This is a genomic window from Halorubrum shenae (assembly GCF_051194165.1).
In the GTDB taxonomy this organism is placed as follows: domain Archaea; phylum Halobacteriota; class Halobacteria; order Halobacteriales; family Haloferacaceae; genus Halorubrum.
This window is the reverse complement of record NZ_JBLZNI010000009.1, coordinates 1-23,242: the sequence shown is the minus strand read 5'-3', so window position 1 is coordinate 23,242 and position 23,242 is coordinate 1. Positions and strand designations below refer to the sequence as shown.

Genomic DNA, 23,242 nt, shown 5'->3' with positions numbered 1-23,242 from the left:
CATGCGCGACACGCTTGAGGCGCTCGACGCCGGGGAGATCGGCGTCGCGGAGGCGGAGTCACGGCTCGCGGGTTACGCGACGACGGCGGCGGGGCGGTTCGACGCCGCCCGCGAGAGCCGGCGCGGGATCCCCGAAGCGATCCTCGCGGAGGGGAAGACGCCAGCGGAGGTCGCCGCCCTGACGACGACCGCGGTGGAGACGACGGGCCGCGCGCTCGTCACGCGGGCGGACGCCGACGACGCGGCCGCGATCCGAACCGCGTTTACGGAGGGTCCAGATACCGACGACGCGCTGAGCGCGACGGTCGACCACGACGAGCGGACCGACACCGTCGTCGTTCACGCCGACGATTTCGACCCCCCGGCCCTCGACGCGACCGTGGCGATCGTCGCGGCCGGTACCGCGGACGCGGCGGTCGCGGGAGAGGCGGCGGTGGTCGCCCGCGAGATCGGCGCGACGGTCGACCGAGTCGACGACGTGGGGGTCGCGAACCTCGACCGGATCTTGGACCAGCGCGATCGCGTCCGCGAGGCGGACGTGGTCGTGGTCGCCGCCGGCCGCGAGGGGGCGTTGCCGACGGTCGTCGCGGGGCTCGTCGCCGCACCGGTGATCGCGCTGCCGGTCTCGACCGGGTACGGCGTCGGCGGCGAGGGCGTCGCGGCGCTTGAGGGCGCGCTCCAGTCCTGTTCGGTGCTCACGACGGTGAACGTCGACGCCGGCTTCGTCGCCGGCGCGCAGGCGGGCCTGATCGCCCGGGCAGTCGACGCGGCCGGTCGCGACTGATCGCCGGGTTCGGCGCCCTTCCTGCGACGGACGTTTATAAGGGTTTTTCCGGAAGCTGATGGGGGTGAGAAAGGGTATTTGTTCGTCGAGACCCTACTGTTATACGCCGGTGGATACCGGTACCAAATGCCACGCTGTGACCACTGCGGGTCGCACGTCTCGGACCGCTTCGCGCGCGTGTTTGCAGACGAGCACGGCGACCTCAACGCCTGTCCAGACTGTTCCGCGAATGCCGGGATCGCCGAAGTCTCCCGGGAACGCGCCCGCACCGGAGACTGACCCGTCGCTCCCGCCACGAGGTCGAGACCGGCAGCTATTCGTTCCGGTCGCGCCGATCCCGTTTCGTGTCGACGCCGAGCCGAGACTCGTCTCAGTACGTGTACGTCATCGAGTGTGCCGACGGCACGCTCTACACCGGTTACACCACCGACGTGGAGCGGCGCGTCGCCGAACACGACGCCGGCGAGGGCGCCAAGTACACCCGCGGGCGGACCCCCGTGACCTTGCGCCACGTCGAGTCGTTCGACTCGAAGTCGGCCGCGATGTCGCGCGAACACGCGATCAAGTCGCTCACGCGCGCCGAGAAGGAACGGCTGATCGGCGACGCGTAGGGATCTTCCTCTCGTTTCCCCGGTCTCACTCGACGAGCCGCTCGATCTCCGTGACGAGGATTCCCGTCGCGCCGACCGACTTCAGCTCCGAGATGGTCGCGAACACGTCGCGCTCCTCGACGACGGCGTGGACCGCCACCACGCCGTTCCCGTTCTCGTCGGCCTCCACGTCCATCACGGTCGGGCCGCCGAGTCCGGGGATCACGTCTTTTACCTCGTCGAGCCGCCCTTTCGGCGCGTTCATCATCAGGTACCGGCGCCCGTCGGCCGCGAGCACCGACTCGAAGGCGGTCAGCACCTGCTCGATCTTCGGGTCGTCGACCGCGTCGGGGCGCGCGAACAGCCGCACCGAGGAGTCGAGCACGTCGTCGATCACGGCGAGGCGGTTCACCTTGAGCGTCGTCCCCGTCGAGGTGATGTCGACGATGGCGTCGGCCATGTCGACGTGGGGGGTGAGTTCGGTCGCGCCCGTCACGGTGACCACGTCGGCGTCGACCCCCACCCGGTCGAGGTAGTCGCGGGTGATCGCCGGGAACTCGGTGGCGACCGTTCCGTCGGCGAGGTCCGCGACGCCCTCGATGTCGCCGTCCTCCGGCGCCGCGAGGACGAGCTTACAGGAGCCGTAGCCGAGGTCGAGCAGGTCGACGAGATCGTCGTCGGCCGCCGCGCTCGCGGAGTCGGCGACGCCGCCGGACTCCGCGGCCTGATCGAGGCCCGTGATCCCCACGTCGGCCGCGCCGTCCCGGACGTACTCGGGGATGTCGGCGGCGCGGGCGAAGAGGATCGACACGTCGGGGTCGACGGTGTCGGCGTACAGCTGGCGGTCGGCGGTCTCCTCGGTGTGGAGTCCCGCGCGCTCTAACAGGGAGAGCGTCGGATCGTGTAAGCGGCCCTTGTTGGGGACAGCGATGCGCATACGTTGAGCGTCGCGGGGCGAGGGGGAAACGTTTTCGTCCGATAGCTCGGTCGCTTCGAGCCGGCATAGCGGACGGATCCGGGACATCGGGCGAACGACGTGCGAGTGAGCGTGACGACATACGCTATCTTATATACTTATAAAACATTATGAATACCGTATGAGTATAAAACCCACCGACGCGAGACGCCGAACCGGAGGCAGTACCGACGGACTCGGACCGACGAGACGGGCGGTTCTCGCCGCCGGTGGGGTCGTCGCACTCGGCGGGCTCGCGGGGTGTTCCGGCCTCGACGGGCTGGTGGACCGCGCCGGCGAACAGGTGCTCGGGACGACGGTCTCCACGCCGGCGGCGTTTTACGGCGGACGGTCGTCGCGAGACGAATTAGCGGGGAGCGCCAGCGACGACGAGCGCAGCGACCGGGCGCAGGTCCTCCGCACCGGCCCGGTCGGGGTGGCGTACGTGCCGGCGACGGCTCGGGCGGAGGCACGGGAACTCGAACTCGAAGGCTTTTCGACCAGCGGCGTGACGAAAGCGCAGGACTACAACTCCTCGCGCTCGAACAAACCTCGCTCCGAGTGGTGGGCCGGCCCCGACGACGACATCGACGATGCCGACGACGTCGACGACGCTGACGATGACGCGGACGGTATTCTGGACGTCGAACTCGAGCTGCTGGGCCACGTCACGACCGCACGGGACGCCGTGGACCGACGCGCTCCGGGCGAAGCGAAACGCGCCCTCGACGCGTTCATCGACGCCACGGAGATCGCTCTCAGACCGAAACTCGACAAATGTGGGACCGGCGTCTGTGAGACGGTCCGCGAGAACTCGGACGTTCGAGAGCTGGGCGTTCGGATCGCGCGTCGGGCCGTCGACGACGCCGACTGGACCGTGGCGGCCCGAGAGCTCGCGGGCGTCGAGGAGATCGTCCTCGGCGACATCGAACGGCTCGACGACGTGCTCGTCGAACGGCAGCCCGGGCGCCCGCGGTTCATCGACGTCATCGAGTACCTGCGAGACGAGCCGACCGTCGGCGAGCGCTTCACGGTCTGTCTGCCCGACGCCAGCCTGCCGGGCGACCTCGGCTCGCTGGCCGAGGAGCTCACACTGGACCGGGTCCTCGCGTACTTCGCCCCCTCACACGAGCCAGACGGTCGACGGACACCGTTCAGTGACCGATACGGGACGCGGGGCATCGAGTACGACGACGAGGGCTGCGTTCGACTCGACGGCCCCGTCTCGCTGCACAGGGACGTCGCCTGTCAGACGATCCTCTCGGCGGAACTGGACACGTATCGTACCGAGAACCGGGCGATAGTCGGCTTCGCTACCGAAGGAGGCGCTGTCGTTGGCGGCGCGCCGGCGTCGGCCGACACCGATGGAAAACGTGTCTTCCTCGTGGCCGACGACGTCACGGGCGAGATCATCCTGGGCGAAGACAGAGATATGGTGATGCCGGGAGACGGCGACGGCGACGCCTCGGTGAGCTCGACGCTGGTCTGTCCCGTGGCCGTGACGCCCGCGGACTGCCCGTGTCCGCTGCCCGGGCTGTTCTACGTCCGGCGGATCGTCCACGACGATCAGATCATCTTCGCCGGCGGGTGGGTCCTCGACGAGGGCGCGCTGTACGAGGACTCGGCGACGCTCCTGTTCGACGAGGGGCCGACCGAGGTCGCGAGCGTGACCCCCGACGACATCGAGAGCGACGACGTCGACGACCGCATCGTCGAGGGGTTCTCCCGCGACCGGAGCCGGTACGGGTCGGTGATCGGCAGCGCTCGGGTACAGGGAACCGAGATGAACAAGGCGGAACTGATCGAGGCGATGGCGTCGCACGCGTTGACACAGACCGACAAAGGCCGGAAAGGGCTCAACGCCGTGAACGTCAAGGTCCTCGGCAGACAGGGGACTGACGAGGACGGCGACGAGGGACCGGGCTACGCGAGCGTAACCGCGTTAGCTGAAAATAGGCGCTAATCCCCCTTCCTCAGCGAGCGCCGACCGAAGGGGAGGCGCGAGCAGGGAGGGGATACAGCGCCGCACAGTTCTCAACCAGTGTTCGGTAGCAGGCCCACAGGCCCACGCGAGCATTTATATCGCCAACCGCTCGATGACAAGGTAAGATGGGCGTTCCGACCTGTCGGCTTCGACTCGCTCGTTGTTCCGAGTGGAACGACTCGCTCCTTGCGAAGTTGACGGACACGGACAGCGTTCAAACGCGACAAGAAGCGTGCGTTGTCCCACGGAATCATCCCGTCGAGCAACTAGGAGTGGGACACTCCGAAGAAACGCCTGTGGAGACTGCACTCCCTGTGGATACACCTGTATCTGCAAAGCGCGTCGTGGAATCAGGAAGCCCCGCCCTCAGCGAGGCTGTCAGGCCGAGCAGGGCGGGGTAGTTCACACGCCCCGCTCGTCCATCTGGCCGGAGCCGGAGAGCGATCGCCGGACGAAAATATCGGGTTGTTGTCGAGAGGGATCGATAAGAAAGACATTCGCAGAGGGATGTGACCGCCCGCACGGGGCCGCGTCGTCGTCGGTCCCCCGCGCCGCTCAAGTGTCTCCGTCGCCAACAACGCCTATCGTGAGCGACGCCGACTCTCCCCTCTCAGAGGACCGACCGACCGTCGACCGCCCCTTCCGCGTCGACGCCCCGTTCGAGCCCGCGGGCGACCAGCCCGAGGCGATAGCGGAACTCGTTGAGGGGTTCGAGTCGGGCGCCGACAGACAGACCCTCCTCGGCGTCACCGGCTCCGGGAAGACGAACACCGTCTCGTGGGTCGCCGAAGAACTCGATCAACCGACCCTCGTGTTAGCTCATAACAAGACGCTGGCGGCCCAGCTGTACGAGGAGTTCCGCGAGCTGTTCCCGGACAACGCCGTCGAGTACTTTGTCTCCTACTACGACTACTACCAGCCGGAGGCGTACGTCGAGCAGACGGACACGTTCATCGACAAGGAAATGTCGATAAACGAAGAGATCGATCGGCTGCGTCACTCCGCGACGCGCTCGCTGCTCACCAGAGACGACGTGATCGTGGTCGCCTCGGTCTCCGCGATTTACGGGCTCGGCGACCCGCAGAACTACCGTGACATGGCGCTCCGCCTGGAAGTCGGCGAGGAGGTGGGCCGCGAGGAGCTGCTCGCCCGGCTCGTCGACCTGAACTACGAGCGCAACGACGTCGACTTCACGCAGGGCACCTTCCGCGTGCGCGGCGACACCGTCGAGATCTACCCGATGTACGGGCGCTACGCGGTCCGGGTGGAGCTGTGGGGCGAGGAGATCGACCGGATGCTCAAAGTCGATCCGATGAAAGGCGAGGTCGTCTCGGAGGAGCCCGCCGTCATGCTCCACCCGGCGGAGCACTACTCGATCCCCGACGACAAGCTGGAGCAGGCGATCGCGGAGATTGAGGATCTGATGGACAAACGGGTGAGCTACTTCGAGCGCCAGGGCGATCTGGTCGCCGCCCAGCGCATCGAGGAGCGCACCACCTTCGACATCGAGATGCTCCGCGAGGCGGGCTACTGCTCGGGGATCGAGAACTACTCGGTCCACATGGACGACCGCGAGTCGGGCGACGCCCCCTACACCCTGATGGACTACTTCCCCGACGACTTCCTCACCGTGATCGACGAGTCCCACCAGACGATCCCGCAGATCAAAGGCCAGTACGAGGGGGACAAATCGCGGAAGGACTCGCTCGTCGAAAACGGCTTCCGGCTGCCGACCGCCTACGACAACCGCCCCCTGACGTTCGAGGAGTTCGAGGCGAAGACGGACCGAACCCTCTACGTCTCGGCGACGCCGAGCGACTACGAGCGCGAGACCTCCGACCGGATCGCCGAACAGATCGTCCGCCCGACCCACCTCGTTGACCCGAAGGTGGAGGTGACGGAAGCGACGGGACAGGTCGAAGACCTCTTAGAGCGGGTCAACGACCGGATCGAGCGCGACGAGCGCGTCCTCGTGACCACGCTCACCAAGCGGATGGCCGAGGACCTCACGGAGTACTTCGAGGAGGCGGGAATCGACGTGGCGTACATGCACGACGAGACGGACACCTTGGAGCGCCACGAGATCATCCGCGACCTCCGCTTGGGCAACATCGACGTGCTCGTCGGCATCAACCTGCTCCGCGAGGGGCTCGACATCCCGGAGGTGAGCCTCGTCGCCATTCTCGACGCCGACCAGGAGGGGTTCCTCCGTTCGACGACGACCCTCGTCCAGACGATGGGACGGGCCGCGCGCAACGTCAACGGCGAGGTCGTCCTCTACGCCGACCGGATGACGGACTCGATGGAGGAAGCCATCGAGGAGACCCAGCGACGCCGCGAGATCCAACTGGCGTACAACGAGGAACACGGCCACGAGGCGACCACTATCGACAAGCCGGTGGGCGAGACGAATCTCCCCGGATCGAAGACGGACACCTCGAACGTCAGCGTCGGCGACGTTGAGAGCGCCGAGGAGGCAAAAGCGCAGATCGAGGCGCTCGAAGGCCGGATGGACGAGGCCGCGAGTAACCTGGAGTTCGAGCTGGCCGCCGACATCCGCGACCGGATCGCGGAGCTCCGCCGCGCGTTCGAACTCGACGGCGGCGACGACGGCGTGCCGGCGCCCATGATCGACGAGTAATCTCTCTCCTCGCGCCGGGTCCGATTCTCGCGCCGCGAAACTCGCGACGACGGGGTTTTTATCTGCAACCGTCGGAACGCGACATATGAAGCGCCGCGCGGTGGTGACCGGTCTCGTCGCCGTCGCCAGCGCGGGCTGTACCGATCGGCTTCACGACCTCGCGGCGTCGACGCCGCGGGACCTCGGGGTTCGGAGCCACTATATCGACGGCGACCCGTTCGTCGAGGGGCAGAGCGTGCGCTCGCTGCCCGAAGGGCTCCTGACCCACGCCGCCTCGTTTCGGTCGGGGTCGGAGGCGAGGGCGGCGGTTCTCCCCGACCAGCCGGAGACGACGACGTTCGTCGACGCCACCTCGTTCATCGACGACGGCGGAGAGTCGGTGCTCATCGTCGCCCAGCGACTCACCGCGCCCGAGGTCGAACTCCGGCTCGGTTCGATCAGCCGCACCGGGGAGCGGTCCCTCCGTATCGCGGTCGACCTCGCGGGCGTTCGCGGCAAGATCGAACCCGACGACCCGGTGGTCAAGACGCTCCTCTTGCGACTGACGGACGAACGGGGGCCGCCGGAGCGCGTCATCGTCTCGATCGAGGGCGACCGCGCCGGTGTCACGGTGTGAGGGAGAGCGTCAGTCGCTGACCACGTCCGCGTCCCGCGATCGTTTAGTGGCTCGGCCGCCTTCCGCCGGCATGGTCTCCCTTCGTCGCCGTCTCGTTGGGTCCGCGCTGCTCGTCGTCGCCGCCGCCGCGTTCGCCGTCGCGGCGAGCGTCGCGCCCGTGATCGTCCCCGAGGCCGGGACCGCTTCCGGCAGTCCCGACCTCGTCGTGCCGTCTCCGCTCTCGCTGCTGGCCGCGCCCGCGCTCCTCGCGGCCGGATCGGTGCTGTTCGTCTCCGGCGTGGCCGCGCTCGTCGACGCCGACCTCTCCGCGCGCAGCGCCTTCCTCGCTCCGGCACTCGGTGTCGCCGCCGCGTTCGCGCTCGGGACCGGGGTCGCGACCGGAATCGGGGCGCCTCTCGCCGCGTTCGCCGCGTCGGAGGCACTGTCGACGCTGAGTACCGGTCCTCCCGCCGCAGTCGCGGCCGGTGCCCTCGCCGGCGGCGCGGTGGCTCCCGTCGTCCGCGCCGCGACGACGGAGGACACGATCTCGTTACTCGTCGGCGCGGTCCTGCTGCTCGCGTCCGTCGCCTCGGTCCCCGGATCCGTGCTCACGCTCGTTGCCGGAGGTGCCGCCGGCGTCCTCACCGTGGGCGCGCTCTGGGCGGTCGATCCGGCGACGTGGCGACCCTAACCGGCCGGATCGGTCTCCGGTCGGTCTCAGTTCCCCGGCCGCTCGCTTTCGGCCTCCAGCTCGATGTCGCGGTCGGCCTCGCGGGTCTCTTCGTCCTCCTCCTTCTGCCGGGTGAGGTCGACGTCGCGGGCCGTGTCCGCGTCGCGCGTCTCGTCGGTTCGGAGGTCGCTGTCGGCCACCGTATCGAGCTGTTCGAGGGCGCTTTCGATGTCCTCCAGCCCGAGCATCTTCTCCGTCTCCTCGTCGAACTCCTTGCTCTCTAACCCCTCCATCTCCTGCACGTCGGAGCCGGAGAGCGCCTTGCCGTAGCGGCCGACGAGGCTGGTGAGTTCCTGCGGGAGCACGAACGTCGTGGATTCGCCCTTGCCGATTTCCTCTAAGGTCTCCATGCCGCGCTCGATGATGGCGCGCTCGCCCATCGATTCGGCGGAGCGGGCGCGGAGGACGGTCGAGATCGCATCACCCTGCGCTTCGAGGATCTGGCTCTGCTTTTCACCTTGCGCGCGGATGATGTTCGACTGCTTGTCACCCTCTGCCTGCTCGATCGCCGAGCGGCGTTCCCCCTGCGCTTCGAGGATCATCGCACGCCGGCGACGCTCGGCGCCGGTCTGTTGCTCCATCGCGCGTTGGACCTCCTGTGAGGGGCTCACTTCGCGGACCTCGACCGCCTCGACGCGGATCCCCCACTCGTCGGTCGGCTCGTCCAGCTCCTCGTTGATGCGGTCGTTGATCTGATCGCGGCGGGAGAGCGTGTCGTCGAGCTCCATGTCGCCGAGGACGGCGCGGAGGGTGGTCTGCGCGAGGTTCGAGACCGCGTTCTTGTAGTCGTCGACCTCCAGAAAGGCCTTCTTCGCGTCCATCACTTTGATGTAGACGACGGCGTCCGCCGTCACCGGCGAGTTGTCCCGCGTGATCGCCTCTTGCTGGGGCACGTCCAGCGTCTGCGTCCGCATGTCGAACGCGTAGGTGCGGGAGACGAACGGCGGGATGAGGTGGACGCCCGGTTCGAGCAGCTGTCGAAACTCGCCGAACACCGTGAGCGCCTCCTTGTCGTAGGCGTCGACGATCTCGACCGCGCTGACGACGGTGACCGCGGCCACCAACACCGCGAGCGCCGCGACCCCGTAGACGAGACTCTGGCTGAGGAGGGCAAAACCGACCAGGAGCGCACCCGCAAGCGCCGTGTACTGCCAGACGGAGTCCGGTATCGACCCCGTTGCCTCCCCGATCTCGAAGGCGTCGCCGCGCGGACCTTGTGTTCCCATAGTTAGCATTACGGGTCGACGCTGTTAACGGTTGGCACGAGAGAGGACTCCTCGCCGGAATCACGCAGATTCCAGTCTCCGAGATACCGGAAAGGTCCGTAACTGCCGGGCGGCTTTATGCGCTCGGCGCGCACACGCAAGTGTAATGCCAACCGACGACGACAGCGACCGCGAGTTCCGCACCCGAAGCGTCCACGCGGGGTCAAATCCGGACCCGGCGACGGGCGCGCGCGCCACGCCCATCTACCAGACGACCTCCTACGAGTTCGAGGACGCCGACCACGCCGCCCGGCTCTTCGGGTTGGAGGAGCTCGGTAACGTCTACTCGCGGATCATGAACCCGACGAACGCCGCCCTCGAAGAGCGGATCGCCTCCCTCGAAAACGGCGTGGGCGCGGTCGCCACCGCCTCGGGGATGGCGGCGCTCGATCTGGCGACGTTCATGCTCGCGTCCGCGGGCGACAACATCGTCTCCTCCTCCGCGCTGTACGGGGGCACCTACACCTATCTCACCCACTCCGTCGAGCGCCGCGGGGTCTCGACCCGCTTCGTCGACCCGCTCGACTACGAGGCGTACGCCGACGCGATCGACGAGGACACCGCCTACGTCCACCTCGAGACCATCGGCAACCCCGCCCTCGTTACGCCGGACATCGAGCGGATCGCCGACATCGCCCACGACCACGGCGTCCCGCTGTTCGTCGACAACACGTTCGCGACTCCCTACCTCTGCCGCCCCCTCGATCACGGCGCGGACCTCGTCTGGGAGTCGACGACCAAGTGGCTCACGGGCAACGGCACTACCGTCGGCGGCGTCCTCGTCGACGGCGGCTCGTTCCCGTGGGGGGAGTACCCCGAAAAGTTCCCCGAGATCGCACAGGACAACCCCGCCTACCACGGGATCAACTTCGTCGAGGCGTTCGGCGACGCGGCGTTCACCTTCGCGGCGACGACCCGCGGCCTGCGCGACCTGGGCGACCAGCAGTCGCCGTTCGACGCGTGGAACACGCTCCAGCAGACCGAGTCGCTCCCGCTGCGGATGGACCGCCACTGCGAGAACGCCGGGATCGTCGCGGAGTACCTCGAGGGCCACGACGACGTGGCGTGGGTGAACTACCCCGGCTTGGAGAGCCACGAGACCCACGATGAGGCCAGCGAGTACCTGGAGGGCGGCTACGGCGGCATGATCACCTTCGGGCTGGAGGGCGGCTACGAGGCCGCGAAGGGGACCGTCGAGAACGCGGATCTCGCCTCCCTGCTCGCAAATGTCGGCGACGCGAAGACGCTCGTCATCCACCCGGCGTCGACGACCCACCAGCAGTTGACGGAGGAAGAACAGGAGGACGCCGGCGTCACCGCCGACATGGTGCGGCTCTCCGTCGGTATCGAGGACCCGGCCGACATCGTCGCCGACCTCGAAGCGGCGATCGAGCGCGCGTCGGCGTAGGTCGGGATCGACAGCCCTCCGAAATCGAGCCGAGCCGCGCCGGGCCTACAGGTCGTCGCTGTCGAACTTCCAGAGTCCGACCAGCGGCGGCGCGATCGTCCAGAATACCATCATTGCCGCCGCGGAAACCTGGATCCGACGCTGGTTCTCCGTAACCTCCGCGGGCTGAAGCAGAACGTCGGTGACGATGCCGAACGCGCCGGAGGGTCGCCCGACTCTGAGCAGCGTGTACAGTTCCCGTCCTTCGATCGGGAGCCACCACGGATTCGTCGCAGTCAACCAGAGGGATAACGGAATCTCTGCGACAGACCAGACCGGAATGAACAGCACGTATATCGCAAGGGCTCCGATGAGCGCGCGCGTTTGTGTCGACATCGCTGCAGAGAACCCAACGGCGATTCCGACGAACGCGCTTCCGAGCAGGCAGACGAAGAAGACGTAGGTTACGAACTTCAACAGATCGAACTCAAGCGGGCCGACCGCAAGCAGAATCGCGGGGATGACGAACGCGATAATAACGGCCGAAGAGAAGGCCATCGACCGCCCGATAAGCTTCCCAAACACCACGTCAGTCCGCGAATTTGGCAACGAGAGCAGAAGCTTGATCGACCCCGACTCGCGTTCACCGCTGATCGCGTTGTAGCTGATCACCAGTGCCGTTAGTGGCACGAGCGTTCCGACCATAAATCCGATAAGCTGCGCGTTCAGGAACGCGTTCGAAGAGATCGTTTCGCCAGCGGGTGGTCGTACCCGGTACGCGACGAACGAAACGAGGCTGAGAAACAGCAGCGTCAACCCGAGCAGCCACCGAGACCGGATCGCGTCGCGAAAGTCCTTTTCTGCAATCGCAAGGACACTCATTCGTCGTTCACCCCCTCTGTTTCAGCGGTATCTTGCGCGAGTTTTTCTGAAGACGACTTCGGTTCTGTTTGCGTGTCACTCCGTTCGTCCGGTGTCTCTCCCTCCGTGTACGCCAAGAAGAGGTCTTCGAGCGACGCCTCGCGGGTGTGGAAGTCGGCGACCGCGACCCCGGCGTCTTCCAAGGCGCCGATGACTCGCGTCTTCGCGCCGTCGGCACAGCTCACGACGAGGGCGTCGCCGTCGCGGTCGACGCGGCTCACGCCGTCGAGAGCGCGAACGGCGTTCACGGCCGCGTCGCTCGCACCGTTTGCGTCGCCGCCGCCGATCGCGATCTCCAGCGTCTCCTCGCCGCCGACGGCCTCGCGGAGCCCCTCGACGGAGTCCTCCGCGACGAGTTCGCCCTCACGGAGGATGCCGACGCGGTCGCAGACGGCCTCGACCTGCTCGAGGATGTGCGAGGAAAAGAAGACGGTCGCGCCGCGGTCGGCCTCGGCGCGGACGATCTCCCGCATTTCCTTCGCGCCCGCGGGGTCCAGCCCGGAGGAGGGCTCGTCGAGGATGAGCAGGTCGGGGTCGCCCGAGAGCGCCATCGCGAGCGCGAGCCGCTGACGCATCCCCTTCGAGTAGCCGCCGGCCGTGCGGTCGGCGTCGTTGAGGAGCCCCACGCGGTCGAGGAGGGCGTCCGGGTCGTCGTTCGCCTCCTTCGATCGGACCGCGAACTCGACGTGTTGCCGCCCCGTGAGTCGGTCGTACACCGCGAAACCGTCGGGGAGGACACCGGTCCGCTGGCGGATCGCGACGCCGTCGGTCGTCGCGTCCCGATCGAGCACGCGCACCGTCCCCTCGGTCGGCCGGACGAGGTCGAGCAGCATGTCGATGGTCGTCGACTTGCCGGCGCCGTTGGGGCCGAGAAAGCCGTACACCTCCCCCTCCTCGACGGTGAGATCGAGGCCGCGAACGGCCGTGACGTCCGCGAACTCCTTGGTCACGCCCCGCAGTTCGATAGCGGTCATACCGCTCCGTTGCCGCGTCGCCGGATAAAGGGTTGTGGGTTCGCTACTCGTCGCTCTCGGGCGGCCACACGACCCCCCGCTCCGAGAGGAGGTCGGCGAACCCGTCCTCGTCGACGACGGGAACGCCCTCCGTGTCGGCGTCGTCGCGCTTCGACCGCCCCGGGCTCTCGCCGGCGACGAGGTAGTCGGTGTTGCCGGAGACGCTCGACGTGGCGTTCGCGCCGTGGGCCTCCACGTGCGCCTGCGCCTCGCCTCGCGTCGTCGACAGCGACCCGGTGAACACGAAGGTGAGCCCGTCGAGCGCGTCGCCGGACTCGACATCGACTGACTCGGGGTCGATTCTCCGCTCGCGGAGCCCGTCGATCGCCGTCCGGTTCTCCTCGGTGTCGAGGAACGTCCGAATTGATTCGGCCACCTCGGGACCCACGTCGTCGACGGCGCGAAGCGCGTCCTCGTCGGCGTCGAGGATCGCGTCGAGGTCGCCGAAGTGCGCCGCCAGCGCCCGGGCCGTCGTCGCCCCCACGTCCGGGATCCCGAGCCCGGCGAGGAAGTCGTCCAGCGGCGGGTCGCGGGTCGCGTTTAGCTCCGCGATCAGGTTCTCGGCGCTCGTCTCGCCCCACCCCTCCAGCGCGGCCAGATCCTCGACGGTCAGGTCGTACAGGTCCGGTAGCGACTCGACCAGATCCGCCTCCCGGAGCTGTTCGACCCGTTCGGGGCCTAACCCTTCGATATCGAGCGCGTCCCGTCGCGCCCAGTGTTCGATCGCCCGCTCTAACTGCGCCGGACAGCCGAGCCCGCCGGTGCAGAACGCGAGCGGGCCGTCACGCTCGACGGGGGCGTCACAGATCGGGCAGGCGTCGGGGAAGGCGTAGGTGCCCTCAGAGCGCTTTTCGACCACCTCGGGGACGTAGGGGATCACGTCGCCGGCGCGGTAGATCCGCACGCGGTCGCCGACGTTCACGCCGAGCGCCTCGATCTCGGCGGGATTGTGAAGGGTCGCCCGCGAGACGGTGACGCCGCCCACGTCGACCGGAGCGAGTTCGGCGACGGGGGTGAGCCGCCCCGTCCGACCCACCTGCACCGTGACGCCCTCGACGGTCGTCGTCGCGGTGCGGGGCGGGAACTTGTACGCGAACGCCCAGCGCGGCGCCCGCGCGGTCGACCCGAGCGCCTCGCGGTGGGCGCGGTCGTCGACGGCGATCACGACTCCGTCGATCGCGAAGTTCAGGTCCTCGCGGTCGGCCATGAGCCGGTCGCGGTACGCCAGTGCCCCCTCGATGTCGCCGACGCGCTCGACGCGGTCGGCGCGCCGGAGCCCGAACGCGTCGAACGCGTCGAACTCCCCCCAGTGGGTGTCGGGGCGTTCCGGGGGGTCGGCATCAGATCCGTCTTCTTCCTCGCCGGTCTCCCACCCCAACACGTCGAAGAAGAACACCTCGAGGGGGCGTTCGGCGACGACCGCGGGGTCGAGCTGGCGGAGGGTCCCGGCCGCGGCGTTGCGGGGGTTCGCGAACGGCTCCTCGCCGCGCTCGATCAGCTCGTCGTTGTACGTCTCGAAGTCGTCGCGGGGCATGTAGGCCTCGCCGCGCACTGCGAGCCGGGCGGGCGGGTCGCCGCGCAGCTTCCCGGGAACGGAGCGGATCGTCCGGACCTGCTCGGTGACGTCGTCGCCCGCGGTCCCGTCGCCGCGGGTGGCGGCGCGGGCGTACTCGCCGTCCTCGTAGATCACCTCGAGGGAGAGCCCGTCGAACTTCGGCTCGCAGACGTACTCGACCGCCTTCGGGTCGAACCCGGCCGCGCCGAGGCCCTTCCTGACGCGTTCGTCGAACTCTCGGACCGCCTCCGCCTCGGTCGCGTTGTCGATGGAGCGCATCGGTGCGACGTGCTCGACCGTCGCCAGCCCGTCGAGCGGCTCGCCGCCGACCCGCCGAGTCGGGGAGTTCTTCGTCGGGAGGTCGAACGCGTCTTCGAGCTCTCGTAACCGCGTGAACAGCCGATCGTACGTCTCGTCGGGAACCAGCGGGTCAGCCTTCAGGTAGTACCGGTGGTCGTGCTCGCGTATCGCCGCCCGGAGCAGCGACGCCTGCTCGGCGGCCTCCATCTCGGAGAGTTCTCCGACCGGCTCGAAGTCGGTCGGCGGCGCCTCCACGTAGGGGTTCTCGTCCGGGTCCGCGTGCCGGGGCGACGACCCGGAGTGCGCGCTCGTCATCGGCCGATAGTTGGGTCGGCTCGGGTTAAAAACGACCGTTCGTATCGGGCCGTCGTGGCTTGATCCATGTTGGTTTGTGTCAATGACCCATACCTATAACCGGACAGCCGTCCATTTCTGAGGCATGGCAAGCGACAAGAAATCGGGATCACCCGGAGGGCTGTACGCGACGCGCATCGGGACCCCGACGACCGACGACGAGGTGAACGGGTTCTGGTTGTTCGGGTTCGGCGTGTTACTCGGACTGGCCGGCGTCGTCCTGTTTTTCCTCACCGAACAGGCGACGACCACTCGCGGGATCGCCTACGCGCTCGCGGCATTAGCCCCACCGTTCGTCATGCTCGGCGCGGTGATCCGCTTCCCGCTCCGCCGAGCGGGGACGTTCTTCGGGTACCTCGGGACGACCGTCAGCGTTCTCGGTGTCGTCTGGTTCGTGAGCGTCTTCCCGGACGGCTGGTCCACTGACACCGGTGAGCCGGTCGTGATCGCCGTCTATGGGGCTGGGCTCGCGCTCATCGGGCTCGCGGGGACGGTCGTCCCCCTCATGTCCGATCCGGTCCGCGAGGACTACGAGCGGATGCAGAGCGAGGCGGCGACCGCGACGACCGAGCGCGACGAGACGAGTGCCGAGCTAGAAGCGACAGCGTCGGAACTGGAAGCGACGAGGGCGGAGCTGGAGACGGCTCGCGAAGAGCTTTCGACGACCGACTCCGAACTCTCGGCGACGACTGAGGGGCTGTCGGAGACGGAGTCGGCGCTCGATGCGGCCCGCGCGGAGACGGCGGCGCTGCGGGCGAGCAAGGCGCGGTTCGAGCTGTTCGAGGACGCGAGCGGCAAGCCGCGCTGGCGGCTCCGCCACCGCAACGGCAACGTGATCGCGATCGCCGGGCAGGGGTACAGCAGCCGTGGAAAGGCCCAGCAGGGCCTCCACAGCGTCAGGCGGAACGCGCTCGGCGCCGGGATCCTCCGGATCGAGACCCCCGTCACCGAGGCCGAGGCGATCGCCGCCGACGACGGGCCCGAGCCCGAGGACGCCGCGGACCCGGACGTGGCCGTCCCGAGCGCCGACGAGGCGATCGCGAGCAAGGCAACCTTCGAGCTGTTCGAGGACGCCGCGGGCGAGTGGCGCTGGCGGCTCGTCCACGACAACGGGAACATCATCTCGGACTCCGGCGAGGGGTACGCCTCCAAGTCGAACGCGAACCGCGCGCTCGGCCAGATCCGCGAACACGTCGCCGCCGCGGACTACCTCCAGATCGACCCGACCGCCTTCGAGATGTTCCGCGACGCGGCGGGCGAGTGGCGCTGGCGGCTCATCCACGAGAACGGGAACGTACTCGCCGACTCCGGCGAGGGGTACTCCTCGCGGGCGAAGGCCCGGCAGGGGCTCGACAGCGTGCGGTCGAACGCCGCGGAGGCGGGCCTCGAAGTCGAGGGCGAGGAGAGCGAGAGCGAGGACGGGAGCGAGAACGCGACCTTCGAACTGTACGAGGACGCGGCCGGGGAGTACCGCTGGCGGCTCCGCCACCGCAACGGGAACATCATCGCCGACCCCGGCGAGGGGTATGCCTCCAAGTCGAACGCGCGGAACGCGATCGGCCGGATCCGCGAGTACGCCCCAGACGCCGACGTGTTGGACGTCGACAGCGCCGCCTTCGAGATCTACGAGGACGCCGGCGGCGAGTGGCGCTGGCGGCTCCGCCACCGCAACGGGAACATCGTCGCCGACTCCGCGCAGGGGTACGCCTCCCGGTCGAACGCGGTCGAGGGGATCACGTCGGTGAAGCGGAACGCCCCCGGCGCAGAGACCGAGACGGTCGACGCGGACGAATAAGGACGGGCGGCGTTCGAGGGCCGACATCAGCCCTGACGCGGTTCCGGCTTCCTGGCTCTGGTACCATACGAACCGTTCACGCCGCGTCTGAACCGACTCCGTGAGCTATTTGCGATTTTAGCGCGATGCGCTGAGCATGACCGAGGAAACTCTGTACGAACGTCTCGGTGGCCATGACGGTATTCGGGCCGTGGTCGATGATTTCTACGACAGACTGCTCGACGACGACGAACTGAGGTCGTTCTTTGCGGGCGCAGATATGGAGACGCTCCAACAGACGCAGACCGACTTCCTGTGTGAGGCGGCGGGCGGTCCGGAAACGTACGACGCCGAGCCCGTCCGTGAAGCCCATCTTCACATCCCGTTCACGCCCGCGCATATCCAGCGGGCGATCGAGCTGCTGGACGAGAGCCTCGAGTCGTTCGACGTGCCGAGAGACGACGCAGCGGCCGTCGTGCAGGCGGTTGCCGACTACGAACAAGAGCTGTTGGCAAGACCGGACGCCGACGATCAGTGATGCGTGACGGCGCTCCCCGGATCGGATACTGCACGCGTCGTCTCTCGCACGGCGATCGGCACAGCTCTTTGCGTGACCGCTCAGGACGCCGCCAACAGTTTCAGCCGCAGCTCCCGCTCGTCGACCTCGTACTTGAACGCGGGGTGGCCGTTGACCAGCACGTACGGGACTCGCTCGCCGTACTCCTCGGCCAGCTCGGGGTCCTCGTCGACGTCGACCATGTCAAGGTCGATCGCCACGTCGAGGCCCTCGGCGACATCCTCGATGGTCTCGCGGGCGACCTCGCACAGCGAACAATCCTCGCGGGTGTACACCGTGACGGGAACGGCCCCCGAGGCGTCCGTCTCGCTCATACACGGGCGTTCGGTCGGTGGCGACGAGTCGCTTTCGATCGGTCGGATACGCAGGGATCGACAGCGCGGTGTCCGTTTTTAACGCCCTAGTCGTTCGTTTATAAGTAGCTGCTGGGAGATCGACGGTGAACACCGCCAAAGCCCCAGCCGCCGAGGCCGCCTGCGACGGCCTCGGCGGCTGCCCCTTTGAGTCCCACCCCGCTCCGCACAGCACAGCACCTCTCACCTCCCCAGCCTCGTCGCTGGCGGCTGTCGCCGCCAGCGACTCCCTCGCGCGGCGCTCCTCGTGGCCTGTCGGCCACTCGGAGGCGCGCGCCACCGCGTCGTTCTCTATAATGATCTCTCATCGCCGTCGCAAACTCCGGCTACCGCCGCAAAAAATCGGGGCGTTGCGATCGCGGGCGTCGTCGATGACCGACGAGAGCCGAGCCGCTTTTTACGCGATCTTCTCGTACTGCTCGGAGAGCTTCTCGGCGGCCTCGTCGAGGAGGTCACTCTCGTACTCGTCGAGCTCCCACTCGACAACCTCCTCGACGCCGTTCGAGCCGAGCTTCGCAGGCACGCCGAACGCGGTGTCCTCGTGGCCGAACTCGCCGTCGAGCACGACGGAGCAGGGGAGCACCTCGCCGGTGTCGTTCAGGATGGCCTCGACGGTGTGTGCGACGCCGGTGGCAGGCCCCCACTGCGTGGCGCCCTTCCGGCTGATCACGTCCATCGCGGACTCCTGGAGGTCCCCGGTGATCTCCTCTTTCTCGTCGGCGTCGAACTCGGGGTCGCGGCCGTTCACGCGCACCTTCGAGAAGACCGGCGCCTGCGCGTCGCCGTGTTCGCCGAGGATCGTCGCCTCGACGTTCTGTACGGGCGCGTCGAAGCGCTCGGAGAGGACGTAGCGGAAGCGCGCCGAGTCGAGTCGCCCGCCGAAGCCGATCACCTGCTGACGGTCGCGGTCGCCCGCCTCGTACAGGTGCCGGTTGAGCAGGTCCACCGGGTTCGAGGTGGTGACGGTGACGAAGTCGTCGTTGTGCTCGGCCAGCGACGAGCCGATGTCCTCCATAATCGGCGCGTTGTCGCCGGCCAGATCGATCCGGGTCTGGCCCTCTTGGCGCGGGATCCCGGCCGTGATCACGACCACGTCCGAGCCGGCGGTGTCCTCGTACTCGCCCTGCCGCACGGTCGTGTTCGAGTCGTAGGCGACGCCGTGATTGGTGTCGGCGGCCTGTCCGATCGTCGTCTCGCGCTGGTCCGGGATGTCGACGAAGACGAGCTCGTCGACCACGTCCCGTAACGCGAGATTGTACCCGGCCGCGGCACCGACGGTCCCGGCCGCACCGATGATGCTCACTTTTGTCATACCGTGTGAAGTCGCGGTCGGGCGGCGAGTAAACGTTTCGGAACCCCACGAACGTATATAAGGGTCCCGCCGGCCCGTCGCGAAACCCCTAACTCCGGCCGCCGCACACACCTATCCAGTGCCGACGTTCCGCTACCCGTGTCCCGGCTGCCGGACGACCAACAGCCTTCACGACGCCGACTGCGACTTCGAGGGCGTGAGCTGGCCGACCATCGAGAAGGCGTACACGGACCTCCTGACCGTCCTCTCCGCCGAGCCGGACGGGATGGCCGAGTCCACGCTCCGCGAAGCGGTCCACAGCGAGTGGAGCGGGCTCCACAAGGCCGCGCTCGGCGCCTTGGAGCGCGAGCAGCGCGTCGTCGAGGACGGGGACCGACTCCGGCTGCTCACCGCCGCGGAGTTCAAGGAACTCGTCTCCGAACCGACCCGCGATCCGATGCGGACCGTCTACGAGTACGGCTCCGTCCCCGGCTGCCACGACAACGCCGTCTTCGCGATGGTCGCGTGGTACGAGATGGTCGGGCTCTCGTGGCCCGAAACGCGCGAGAACGTGATCGAGTGGCTCCACGAATCCGGCGCGTGGGATCGCGGCGGCTTCGAGGAGTCGACGCGCGCGGAGCTCGTCGACGCCAAGCGCCACGTGTACGACGAGGGGTACGGCTGGAAAGAGAAGGGACAGGCCGCGAAACGCGTCATCGAGCGACACCTGTAGCGTGAGCCCGCTTTTTAAGTCCGCGCGCAGCGTCTCGCCACCGTGACACACCCGGAAGCGGGTGCGACGTCGACAGCGGACGATACCGGCGATGTCGCCGAGAGCGCGACGGACGCCGGCGACGACTCCCCACGAGCCCCGGCCGTCGCCAACCCCCGCCGCGCGCTCGCGGTCGTGATCGGCGTCGTGTTCATCGATCTGGTCGGCTTCGGGATCGTGATCCCCATCCTCCCCTTTTACGTGCGCTCCTTCGGCGTCAGCGACGCCTTCATCGGCCTGCTCGCGGCCTCGTACTCGCTCGCGCAGTTCCTCGCCGCCCCCACGCTCGGTCGGCTCTCTGACCGGATCGGGCGCCGGCCCGTCCTGCTCGCGTCGCTCGCGGCCGCCGGCGTCGCGTGGGTGACGTTCGGCTACGCGGGGGTGGCGGGCGGGCGCTTCGGGACCGTCGCCGCGCTGGCGACGTTGTTCGCTTCCCGGACGCTCGCCGGGGCGATGGGCGGGAACATCGCCGCCGCGCAGGCGTACGTCGCCGACATCACGCCGAGAGACCGGCGTGCGGGCGCGCTGGGGCTCGTCGGCGCGTCGTTCGCGCTCGGCTTTGTCTTCGGCCCGGCGATCGGGGGACTGCTCGCCGCCGACGCCGTGGTGGTCCGCGCCGACGCTCTCCTCCCGGCGTTCGTCCCGGCGACGGCGTACTCCCTGCCGAGCTTCGCGGCGGCGGGGATGAGCTTCCTCGCGGTCGGCGTCGGGTTCGCCTTCCTCGAGGAGCCGAACCGGACGCGACCCGCGGCGGAGGCCGGTGGCGGGCGCACGACCGCGATCGGTCAGTTCCGCGACGCGCTCGCCTCGACGGCGCTCCGCCCGCTGACGATTGCGTACTTCGTCGTCGCCGTCGCGTTCGCGGGCGTGCAGGTGATGTTCATCCCGTACGTCGCCGACGCGTTCGGCTACGACGCGACCGCCGCGGCGTTCCTGCTCACCTACGTCGGCGTCCTCGGCGCGGTGAATCAGGGCGTGCTCGTCGGGCGGCTCTCGCGGATCGTCCCCTCGCGAACGCTCGTGGCGGCCGGGTCCGTCGTCCTCGCTGGCGCGCTCGTCGCGATTCCCGCGACCGGGCTCGTCGACCGAGTCGCCGGGGGCGCGACGCTCGGCGGGCCCGCCTGGCTCACGCTCTCCCTCGTCGCGCTGCTCGTCGCGCTCGCGGCGCTCTCGCTCGGGAACGCCCTCGTGAACGTCTCGCTCGCGACGCTTGTCTCCGGATCGGCCGGTGACTCCGAGCAGGGCGCCGCCTTCGGGGTGACACAGGGCGCGTCGAGTCTCGGCCGAACGGTCGGCCCGCCGCTGATGGCCGTCCTCTACACCGTCGCCGTCGCGTCGCCGTTCCTGATCGGCGCGCTTCTCCTCGTGCCCGTGGCCGTCGCGTTCGGGCGGTCGAGGGAGTGAGCGGAGGCAAACCGTCGCCGCACGATAGCTTTACGCCGCGCGTGTCCCTCCTCACCGACAGATGCTCTCCGACCTCCTCCCCGCGTGGCCCGTGCTCGGCTCGCTCGCCGGCGGGGCGGGGGCGATCTGGCTCGCGTGGGCGATCCGCGAACACCGCGGTCGTCCCGGCGTCGACTGGTTCCTCGGCGTGTTCGCCGCGCAGGCGACGTGGTGTCTCTCCTACGGACTCGGGCTGCTCGTCACGGACCCGACGCTCCGGGCGGTGCTGGAAGCGATCGCGTGGCTCGCGATCGTCTGGACCGGCGTGGCCTTCCTCGGGTTCGCGCTGGAGTACACCGGACGGAGCGACGTGGTCCGCGGTCGCCTGTTCGGTTCCGTGGTCGGCTTCGGGTTCCTCTCGACGGTCCTCCTCGCGACGAACTCGCTCCACGGGGCGTTCTGGACCGGGTTCGGGTTCGCTCCCGTGTTCGGCGTCGCGACGGTCTCGTACGCGTTCGGCCCGTGGGCGTACCTCGTCGTCGCCGTGGAGGCCGTGCTCGTCGCCAGCGCGGTCTTCCTCCTCGTCGATACCTTGCTCAGCTACGGCCCCCTCTACCGCCGGGAGAGCGCCGCGGTCGCGCTGAGCTCGCTGCCGCCGGGATTCGCGCTCGTCGCGTGGACGCTGGGGATCGGGCCGGTCCCGCAGCTCCAGCTCGCGCCGATCATGTTCGTCCCGCACATGATACTCGACGCGTACGCGTTCAACCGAGCGGAGATGTTCGAGCGCAACCCCACGACCAGCCGCGCCGCCGAGCGCACCGCGATCGACGACCTGACGGACCCCATCGTCGCGCTCGGACTCGATCGTCGCGTGGTGCGCCTCAACCCCGCCGCCGAGGCCGTCCTCGGCGTCGACGCGGAGACCGCTCGCGACCGCCCGCTCGACGAGTTCTTGCAGCTGCCGGTCACCGTGGGAGACGAGGTCGGTGACGACCCTGACAGAGACGCCGCCGAAATCGATGCCGACACCGACGGCGACAGCTGGAGTTCCGGCTCCGATACCGGCGGCTCCCGCGGGACGGTCGAGGTCGAGTCTGGTGACGGGACAGGACGCCGCACCTATGCGGTGTCTATCTCGCGTCTGACCGATCCCAACGGGACCCACGTCGGGTATACGGTCGTCCTCGCAGACGTCACCGAGCGCGAGCGCCGCCGCCAGCAGCTGGAGGTGCTCAACCGAATCCTGCGTCACAACCTCCGCAACGACGCCGGGGTCGTCCACGGCTACGGAGAGATCCTCCGCGACCGCCTCGACGAGGCCGATCTGGTCAAGATGGCCGACGCGATCGAACGCCGCGCCGGCGCGCTGGCCGCGCTCGGTGAGAAGGCCGGTACCGTCGAGCGACTCGTCGGCGACGGCGATGCGACCCCCGTCGCCGTCGACGAGGTCGTCGCGTCCGCAGTCGCCAACGCGCGCGATCGCGACCCCGACGCGACCGTCGAGGCGGCTCTCGACGACGGTGACTGGACGACGCGCGTCAGGGACGATGCCCTCCGCGCAGTCATCGAGAACACCGTGGAGAACGCCTTGGACCACCACGACGGCGAGGGGGTCGAGCGAGAGGACGGGGGAGCGTGGGTGCGGGTGTCGCTCCGGCGGGAGAGGCAAGGAGACGGGAGAGAAGGCGACACAGACGACGCAAGCGACGATGCACGCGACAACGCCCGGCTCGTCCTCGTCGTCGATGACGACGGCCCCGGCATCCCTGATCACGAGATCGAGGCTATCGAGTCGGGTCGGGAGACCGCGCTCGAACACGGGTCGGGCCTCGGCCTCTGGGTCGTCGAGTGGGGCGCCGCGGCGATCGGCGCCGAAGTCGACTACGCCGACCGCGAGCCGCGGGGAACGCGGGTGACGGTGTCGATTCCGGTCGTGGACAGTTTATCGGCGGACAAGGCGAATACCCCGAGGCTTGACCTCGGGGATGAAGCCGACAACTCGTGATACAAACCACTAA

20 protein-coding genes and 1 pseudogene are annotated in these 23,242 nt (G+C 68.5%); 14 read left to right on the top strand and 7 right to left on the bottom strand.

Annotation, left to right across the window (positions count from 1 at the left end):
- Position 1 precedes the first annotated feature (1 nt).
- The 3 genes from larB to ACNS88_RS11610 all read left to right on the top strand — a co-directional run bounded on the left by larB (position 2) and on the right by ACNS88_RS11610 (position 1,395).
- Entirely contained in the window at positions 2-784 is a 783-nt protein-coding gene (gene larB, locus ACNS88_RS11620; RefSeq protein ID WP_435097601.1) for a nickel pincer cofactor biosynthesis protein LarB, read from the top strand.
- Positions 785-910: 126 nt separating this feature from the next.
- A complete protein-coding gene (locus ACNS88_RS11615) occupies positions 911-1,063 on the top strand; it encodes a DUF7563 family protein (RefSeq protein WP_008847299.1) in 153 nt (50 codons plus the stop codon).
- A gap of 65 nt (positions 1,064-1,128) precedes the next feature.
- A complete protein-coding gene (locus ACNS88_RS11610; RefSeq protein ID WP_435097597.1) occupies positions 1,129-1,395 on the top strand; it encodes a GIY-YIG nuclease family protein in 267 nt (88 codons plus the stop codon).
- A 25-nt stretch (positions 1,396-1,420) separates the two neighbouring features.
- On the opposite strand, the gene hisG is transcribed toward ACNS88_RS11610, so the two are convergent.
- Positions 1,421-2,311, bottom strand: coding sequence for an ATP phosphoribosyltransferase (hisG, locus tag ACNS88_RS11605; RefSeq protein ID WP_435097594.1), 891 nt, complete (start codon positions 2,309-2,311; stop codon positions 1,421-1,423).
- Positions 2,312-2,471: 160 nt separating this feature from the next.
- On the opposite strand from hisG, the gene ACNS88_RS11600 reads away from it, so the two are divergent.
- From ACNS88_RS11600 to ACNS88_RS11580, 5 genes and pseudogenes are all read left to right on the top strand, one after another.
- Positions 2,472-4,292 (top strand): hypothetical protein, encoded by a 1,821-nt coding sequence (locus ACNS88_RS11600; RefSeq protein WP_435097591.1) that lies wholly within the window; start codon positions 2,472-2,474, stop codon positions 4,290-4,292.
- 278 nt (positions 4,293-4,570) lie between these two features.
- Positions 4,571-4,714 (top strand): annotated as a pseudogene (locus tag ACNS88_RS11595) (RNA-guided endonuclease TnpB family protein); the annotation flags it as partial.
- A gap of 185 nt (positions 4,715-4,899) precedes the next feature.
- Positions 4,900-6,954 carry an excinuclease ABC subunit UvrB gene (gene uvrB, locus ACNS88_RS11590; protein WP_435097588.1) on the top strand — a complete coding sequence of 685 codons (2,055 nt, stop codon included), beginning with the start codon at positions 4,900-4,902 and terminating at the stop codon, positions 6,952-6,954.
- A gap of 85 nt (positions 6,955-7,039) precedes the next feature.
- On the top strand, positions 7,040-7,570 hold the full coding sequence (locus ACNS88_RS11585; protein ID WP_435097585.1) for a hypothetical protein: 531 nt from the start codon (positions 7,040-7,042) through the stop codon (positions 7,568-7,570).
- A 70-nt stretch (positions 7,571-7,640) separates the two neighbouring features.
- Complete coding sequence (locus ACNS88_RS11580) at positions 7,641-8,240, top strand: hypothetical protein (RefSeq protein ID WP_435097583.1); 600 nt, start codon at positions 7,641-7,643, stop codon at positions 8,238-8,240.
- A gap of 26 nt (positions 8,241-8,266) precedes the next feature.
- On the opposite strand, the gene ACNS88_RS11575 is transcribed toward ACNS88_RS11580, so the two are convergent.
- On the bottom strand, positions 8,267-9,505 hold the full coding sequence (locus ACNS88_RS11575) for an SPFH domain-containing protein (protein ID WP_435097580.1): 1,239 nt from the start codon (positions 9,503-9,505) through the stop codon (positions 8,267-8,269).
- Positions 9,506-9,650: 145 nt separating this feature from the next.
- On the opposite strand from ACNS88_RS11575, the gene ACNS88_RS11570 reads away from it, so the two are divergent.
- Positions 9,651-10,952, top strand: coding sequence for an O-acetylhomoserine aminocarboxypropyltransferase/cysteine synthase family protein (locus ACNS88_RS11570; RefSeq protein ID WP_435097577.1), 1,302 nt, complete (start codon positions 9,651-9,653; stop codon positions 10,950-10,952).
- Between the two features lie 45 nt (positions 10,953-10,997).
- Here the strand turns inward: ACNS88_RS11570 and ACNS88_RS11565 are convergent, their stop codons facing one another.
- From ACNS88_RS11565 to ligA, 3 genes are read right to left on the bottom strand one after another with little or no spacing between them, the layout of a single operon-like run.
- Complete coding sequence (locus ACNS88_RS11565) at positions 10,998-11,813, bottom strand: ABC transporter permease (protein ID WP_435097573.1); 816 nt, start codon at positions 11,811-11,813, stop codon at positions 10,998-11,000.
- Positions 11,810-12,826 carry an ABC transporter ATP-binding protein gene (locus tag ACNS88_RS11560; RefSeq protein WP_435097570.1) on the bottom strand — a complete coding sequence of 339 codons (1,017 nt, stop codon included), beginning with the start codon at positions 12,824-12,826 and terminating at the stop codon, positions 11,810-11,812. The genes ACNS88_RS11565 and ACNS88_RS11560 overlap by 4 nt, the downstream gene beginning before the upstream one ends.
- Positions 12,827-12,869: 43 nt before the next feature.
- On the bottom strand, positions 12,870-15,035 hold the full coding sequence (gene ligA / locus ACNS88_RS11555) for an NAD-dependent DNA ligase LigA (RefSeq protein ID WP_435097567.1): 2,166 nt from the start codon (positions 15,033-15,035) through the stop codon (positions 12,870-12,872).
- Between the two features lie 124 nt (positions 15,036-15,159).
- On the opposite strand from ligA, the gene ACNS88_RS11550 reads away from it, so the two are divergent.
- Positions 15,160-16,869, top strand: a complete 1,710-nt coding sequence (locus tag ACNS88_RS11550; RefSeq protein ID WP_435097564.1) for an HVO_2922 family protein — start codon at positions 15,160-15,162, stop codon at positions 16,867-16,869.
- 136 nt (positions 16,870-17,005) lie between these two features.
- Entirely contained in the window at positions 17,006-17,386 is a 381-nt protein-coding gene (locus ACNS88_RS11545) for a group I truncated hemoglobin (RefSeq protein WP_435097561.1), read from the top strand.
- 80 nt (positions 17,387-17,466) lie between these two features.
- Here the strand turns inward: ACNS88_RS11545 and ACNS88_RS11540 are convergent, their stop codons facing one another.
- Both ACNS88_RS11540 and mdh read right to left on the bottom strand, forming a co-directional pair.
- Positions 17,467-17,739, bottom strand: a complete 273-nt coding sequence (locus ACNS88_RS11540; protein ID WP_435097558.1) for a glutaredoxin family protein — start codon at positions 17,737-17,739, stop codon at positions 17,467-17,469.
- Between the two features lie 436 nt (positions 17,740-18,175).
- Positions 18,176-19,090, bottom strand: a complete 915-nt coding sequence (mdh, locus tag ACNS88_RS11535; RefSeq protein ID WP_435097555.1) for a malate dehydrogenase — start codon at positions 19,088-19,090, stop codon at positions 18,176-18,178.
- A 118-nt stretch (positions 19,091-19,208) separates the two neighbouring features.
- Between mdh and ACNS88_RS11530 the strand changes: the two genes are divergently transcribed.
- The 3 genes from ACNS88_RS11530 (at position 19,209) to ACNS88_RS11520 (ending at position 23,229) form a co-directional block, all read left to right on the top strand.
- Positions 19,209-19,802, top strand: a complete 594-nt coding sequence (locus tag ACNS88_RS11530) for a DUF7474 family protein (RefSeq protein WP_435097552.1) — start codon at positions 19,209-19,211, stop codon at positions 19,800-19,802.
- Positions 19,803-19,844: 42 nt separating this feature from the next.
- A complete protein-coding gene (locus ACNS88_RS11525; RefSeq protein ID WP_435097549.1) occupies positions 19,845-21,245 on the top strand; it encodes an MFS transporter in 1,401 nt (466 codons plus the stop codon).
- A gap of 61 nt (positions 21,246-21,306) precedes the next feature.
- A complete protein-coding gene (locus ACNS88_RS11520; RefSeq protein ID WP_435097546.1) occupies positions 21,307-23,229 on the top strand; it encodes a sensor histidine kinase in 1,923 nt (640 codons plus the stop codon).
- Positions 23,230-23,242: the final 13 nt, after the last annotated feature.